This window comes from Psychrobacter sp. Ps1 (assembly GCF_022129425.1).
Classification (GTDB): Bacteria; Pseudomonadota; Gammaproteobacteria; order Pseudomonadales; family Moraxellaceae; genus Psychrobacter.
This window is the reverse complement of the sequence record NZ_JADQAN010000042.1, coordinates 1-5,824: the sequence shown is the minus strand read 5'-3', so window position 1 is coordinate 5,824 and position 5,824 is coordinate 1. Positions and strand designations below refer to the sequence as shown.

Genomic DNA, 5,824 nt, shown 5'->3' with positions numbered 1-5,824 from the left:
CGCTATGATCTTAGAATGAAGCTGTTCGCCGGTCTTGTTAATTTCGAGCTTAGCTTATGACTTTTGCAAGAGGTCTACTTTAACTACAGTTTTATAGTCAAATAATTTAACTACAATTCCGTAGTCAAAACCCACCACCCTATTCAGCAACTAAATAAACACTATCTCACATACTATTTACTCAGCTCTGTTAAAGTAAGCCATGCAAACACCTTAATAAAAGGCTACCCATCATGACCTTACTTGATACTCTAAACTTAACCTACCCTATCGTTCAAGCGCCAATGGCAGGTGCAACCACGCCTGAGCTGGCAGCGATGGTGAGTAATTTTGGTGGACTGGGCTCATTAGGATCTGGCATGACTGCGCCAAATGTTTTGACCAGCCAAATTGATACCATTAAATCGCTCACTAACCGACCGTTTATGATCAATCTCATGGTATTGTCTGAGCAAGAATCTACGACCTTTGATACCGCAATTCCCGCTTGGCTGAGTGAGTACTATCAAGACAATGATATCGAATTTACACTACCTGAACGCCCAGCGCAGAGCTTTGCAGAGCAGCTACAAGTGCTCTATGACAACCCTGTGCCTGTTGCCAGTTTTACCTTTGGCATTATCAGTGCTGAGCAAGTTCAGCGTCTGCAAAGTCTCGGCACGCGCGTCATCGGTACCGCTAATCATCCATTAGAAGCGACAGCATGGGCAGATATTGGCGCAGATGCGGTATGTGTACAAGGGGTCGAAGCGGGTGGACATCGCGGTGGTTGGTTACCGCAAAGTGAAAGCGATCCATTGGGATTATTGACTTTGATCGGCCAAACCCGCGCCTGTACTGATATTCCTTTGATTGCAGCAGGTGGCATTATGACGGGACAGGATATCAAGGTAGTACAAGCGGCAGGTGCTGAGCTTGCACAAATGGGGACAGCGTTTTTGACCACCGACCAATGCGGTATCAATGATACTTATAAACAAGCCTTACTCGATGCCAGTCAAGATAAGCGCAGCTCAGAAACGCGCTTAACTCGATTATTCTCAGGTAAGCTCGCTCGTGGTTTATTAAACGATTATCTACGTGATTTTGCTCAATTTGAAAGCGCTGATGCGCTACCGCCCTACCCACAATTAAATGCCATGTCCAAATCTATGCGAGCTCATGCCTCTAAAAATATGGATGCAGAACATCAATCTTTATGGGCAGGACAAGGGGTAACTTTGGTCAAACAAGAGAGCACGCTTGAACTGCTTGAGCGACTGGTGAAAACGTTATAGGCTTAAATATTTTTATCAGTCCGCACTACTCTAATAAAAAATCTACCGCCGCAGCTGCATGAATAGCTGTGGTATCAAATACAGGTATCGGGCTATCAGCCTGTTTGATAAGTAAACCAATCTCTGTGCAGCCCAAGATCACACCCTCTGCCCCTTGCGCTGCCAAATCTTTAATCACTTGACGATAATACTCTCGTGAGCTGTCTTTAAACTCACCGACACACAGCTCTTTTTTGATAATGCGATGTACTTCTGCTCTTGCCTCATCTTCTGGTATCAATACTTGTAAACCCGCATCAATCAGACGCTGCTTATAGAAATCTTGAGTCATCGTAAACTGAGTACCAAGCAGAGCTATTTTGGTGAGATTTTGTTTTTTGATAGCATCAGTAGTCGCATCAGCGATATGAGTCAATGGCAAGTCTGTGGCGGAGCGTACGTCATCAACCAATTTATGCATCGTGTTAGAGGCAATCATGATTCCTTGTACGCCAGCTGCTTGTAGACGCTGAGCACTGCTAGCCATTATTACACCTAGCTCGTCCCATCTGCCTTGCTCCTGTAACGTATTGATCAACGCAAAATCCACACTATGAATCAACAAATCTGCTGAATGTAGTCCGCCAAGCTGATGCTTGACACCTTCATTAATCAGACGATAATAGCTCTCGGTACTCTCCCAGCTCATACCACCGATGATTCCTAATGTTTTTTGTTGAGACCCTCGTTGTTCTTGAGCTGCCATACTATACTCCTAGTGGTTTTTGTTCTTAGTTATAGTAAGTTATCGTAGCAAAATCGACTGCTGAGAACGCGCTATTTTTAGAGATATTCGTTTTAGAAGTGATCTCTTCAAAAAGCTTTAAAATGCTGATTTAAAGACAATAATCATATTAATAATATATCGCAAACCCTACCATTAATAATAACGATTTTACCCGGTCGGTATCACGGAGTATGATGAACACTGGTAGTTACTACCCTCTCTATTATGACCACTCACTACCTGATTATTATATTTACACCGTATGCCCGCATCATAGGCTGGGCATAGCTAACACTATTTAGGACAATCGAATACTATGGCCAACTTCCCCACTATCAGAATACGTACACGCCGCAAATATTATCGCCTTATCTTTACAGGTCTGATGGCTATGATAATGTCGCTTATTATCTCGTCAGCGCTATTATTGGTAAAAGTAGGCTACGTTGATGGCTTTTTTGCAGAATTGATGCATTCTTGGGGATTGGCCTTTATGTTTGCATGGCCAAGTGCGTACATCTGCGCCTATCTAATACAAGAGCATGTACTGAGCAGGATAGAGTTTTATTAAATATTCCTGCGCACTACAGCATATTTCCCAATAATATCGTTGTCTTGAATTTGCCATGATTGTGCAATGTCCTCATCAGTAAGCAACAACGTTACTTAACCAAAAAAGTACTGATAACAATCCGTCAAAGTTGCTACTGTTGTTAGCTGATCGCACGCTTTTTTCGAGTGTCCATCACTGATAGACAATCAAATAACTAGAATACGATTATTAAAAATAAACAAAGGAAATCATCATGCGTAGTGCTATTCATAACAGCTTTGGCAAACCTTCCGACGTACTGAGCGTGGGCGAGCGTCCTATGCCGCAGCCTGCTGCCAACGAAGTCCGTATCAAAACCATTCTCTCCCCTATTCATAACCATGACTTGCTAACCGTAAGTGGTCAATACGGCTATAAGCCTGAGATGCCAGCCATCGGTGGTAGTGAAGCGCTAGGTATTATCGATGCCGTGGGCGATGATGTGACAGATCTAAGTGTTGGTCAACGTGTGGCTTGTGCCAGTGTGCACGAGACGTGGGCGGAGTATTTTGTCGCCCCTGCCAGCATGGTATTTAACATGCCTGATAGCATCGAAGACGAGTTGGCTGCCCAACTGATTGCGATGCCGTTATCTGCCCTAATGCTATTAGAATTCCTGGAAGTAGATAAAGGTCAATGGATTATTCATAACGCGGCAAACGGCGCTGTCGGTAAAACGCTTGCGATGCTAGCAGCAGCACGCGGTGTAAATACGATTAACCTCGTACGTAGTAAAGACGCGATAGAAGAGCTGACCTCACTCGGTATCAAAAACAATGTCGTCACCGCTGATGATGACTGGAAAGACCAAGTTCGCGCTATCATTGGTGATGACAAGATAACAGCAGCCGTCGATTCAGTCGGTGGTGAGTCGAGCAACGAGCTACTATCATTACTTGGTAGCAAAGGCACGCTGGTCTCATTTGGTATCATGTCAGGCAAGCCAATGGCACTAGACGCTGGCAGCTTGATCTTTAAGCAAGCCGTTGTAAAAGGCTTCTGGGGCAGCAAAACCAGTCAAGAAATGGATCTAGACAACAAACAACGTCTAATCGATGAGCTACTAGAACGCGCTTCGAACGGCGATCTAAAGCTACCTATCGAAGCCATTTATAGTCTAGATGACATCACAATTGCCGTCTCTGGAAAAGTACAATCAAGCAAAAAAGGTAAAGTTATCCTGAAGCCTTAAGCGATCCTCTAACCTTGCAATGACTGTCATTAAAGGTATCAAAAAATATGAAAAGTCCATTTGTATTACTCATTAGATAATACCTTGGGCTTTTTTATTTTAACCGTACTGTTGTTATGGTAATTCTAATGCAAACATAAGCAACTACCTATCAACCCAAATAATAAGATTTAATAAGGATATAACTATGTCAAACGATACAACCTTCAAAGCCTTAGTCGTCGAAGAAACCAGTGATGGCGAATTCAAAAAAAGCATCCAAGAGCGCAAAGTTAGTGACTTGCCAGAAAATGACTTGCTCATCGAAGTGCATTATTCATCATTAAACTTTAAAGATGCGATGTCAGCCACTGGTAATAAACGAATCACCAAACAGTACCCACATACCCCTGGTATCGATGCCGCTGGCGTGGTCGTCAGTGATAAGTCAGGCACGTTTAGCGCAGGACAAGAAGTATTAGTATTCGGCTATGATCTCGGTATGGATACCGATGGCGGCCTCGGTCAGATGATCTCAATCCCCGCAGAGTGGGCGCTACCTTGCCCAGAAACGCTGACGCTAAAAGAAGCAATGACCTATGGTACTGGCGGTCTAACCGCAGCACTAAGTGTCCAAAAGCTAGAAAAAATGGGCGCAAAACCAAGTGATGGCCCAGTCGCTGTAACTGGTGCAACAGGTGGCGTCGGTACAATCAGTATCGCTATCTTAAAGCAGCTCGGCTATGACGTGATTGCATTCTCAGGTAAGCCAGAGCAAAGCGAACATTTAAAAGAGCTTGGCGCGAGCGAAGTACGTCATCGCGATACCATCAATGAAATCGGTAACAAACCTGTCGGCCGTGAGCTATGGGCAAACGCCATTGATACTATCGGCGGCGACTACCTATCTAACTTGCTCAAACAGACTAAAGCGGGCGGCGCGGTGACGAGCTGTGGTCTAGCAGGTGGCGCTGAGTTTTCGATGACGGTCATGCCGTTTATCACTAGAGCAGTATCATTATTGGGTATCGACTCAGTCTATATCCCGTTGGCGGATAAAGAAGCCATCTGGAAACGTGTTGCCACTGATATGAAACTGCCTAATCTAGAGAGCTATGGTGAAGAGATTACGCTAGAGCAAACGCCAGAATACTTAGATCGCTTTATGTCGAGCAAAGTGGTTGGGCGTTATGTGGTGAATGTGAAGGGTTAGGTTTTGGTTTAAAACTAATTTTCGTAAAAAAAGCAGCATCTCTTTTGAGGCGCTGCTTTTTTTTGGTTTAGGAAGCTATTTCTATATTCATGTAAATTTTCGCCATTGTTTTCATAATAAGATTTTAGCTAAAACTTAAAAACTTAGCTATTAAGAGCATTATGGAACTTGCAACTATACTATCCATGATTGCTGATGGGTTTGGTCGATATACATTGCTAACATGAGATAGCTTTTCTTTTGATTTTCCAACAAAGATGAATGTATTATTTGTTAGGTCTAACTTTTGTTCTAAGAAATCTTGTAAACACATAAGTATCACTAAACTGTTCAATATCAAAGGATAGTAATAATCTCGATATAAATTGATTAATATGATACGTCTCTCTTCTGATAATTGATTGAAATCATCTACAGTAGATAGCTCATCGCTTATTTTCGAATCTAATTCCAATACAGTTATACCAGCATTCTCTTCTAAATTTGGAATACTGTCGGACTCAGTTGTTGCAATACTGTTGAAAGGAAAATTCTCCAATCTAGATAAAGCTTTAAAAGACTCAAGAACGCTAAACTGGCTAAACTGTTGAAAGACGACTGCCTGTTTAACTGTAAGGGAGTCAGCAATACTCAGTGGAAATAAATCTTTATATCGACTTGCAATGTCTAGTTGTTCATACATTAAATTAGGAAAACGCGTGGCGATATTAGCATCACTTAGTATTTTTTCGGGAGTTTCCTAAAAACTGTGTAACTGCTTATAATCCACTAACAGGAGAATAAGCAATGACTAACCAAACTGACA

Annotated in this window: 6 protein-coding genes; 4 read left to right on the top strand and 2 right to left on the bottom strand. The window is 42.6% G+C overall.

What is annotated here, in order from left to right:
- Positions 1-233 precede the first annotated feature (233 nt).
- Entirely contained in the window at positions 234-1,277 is a 1,044-nt protein-coding gene (locus tag I3249_RS12815; protein ID WP_238070215.1) for a nitronate monooxygenase, read from the top strand.
- Positions 1,278-1,302: 25 nt separating this feature from the next.
- Here I3249_RS12815 and I3249_RS12810 read toward each other — a convergent pair whose 3' ends face one another.
- Positions 1,303-2,022, bottom strand: coding sequence for an aspartate/glutamate racemase family protein (locus I3249_RS12810; RefSeq protein ID WP_238070214.1), 720 nt, complete (start codon positions 2,020-2,022; stop codon positions 1,303-1,305).
- 337 nt (positions 2,023-2,359) lie between these two features.
- Between I3249_RS12810 and I3249_RS12805 the strand changes: the two genes are divergently transcribed.
- From I3249_RS12805 to I3249_RS12795, 3 genes are all read left to right on the top strand, one after another.
- Positions 2,360-2,614, top strand: coding sequence for a DUF2798 domain-containing protein (locus I3249_RS12805; RefSeq protein WP_238070213.1), 255 nt, complete (start codon positions 2,360-2,362; stop codon positions 2,612-2,614).
- 235 nt (positions 2,615-2,849) lie between these two features.
- Positions 2,850-3,827, top strand: a complete 978-nt coding sequence (locus tag I3249_RS12800; protein ID WP_238070212.1) for a zinc-binding dehydrogenase — start codon at positions 2,850-2,852, stop codon at positions 3,825-3,827.
- 187 nt (positions 3,828-4,014) lie between these two features.
- Positions 4,015-5,019 (top strand): YhdH/YhfP family quinone oxidoreductase, encoded by a 1,005-nt coding sequence (locus I3249_RS12795; protein WP_238070211.1) that lies wholly within the window; start codon positions 4,015-4,017, stop codon positions 5,017-5,019.
- A 124-nt stretch (positions 5,020-5,143) separates the two neighbouring features.
- Here the strand turns inward: I3249_RS12795 and I3249_RS12790 are convergent, their stop codons facing one another.
- On the bottom strand, positions 5,144-5,701 hold the full coding sequence (locus I3249_RS12790) for a hypothetical protein (RefSeq protein ID WP_238070210.1): 558 nt from the start codon (positions 5,699-5,701) through the stop codon (positions 5,144-5,146).
- Positions 5,702-5,824 lie beyond the last annotated feature (123 nt).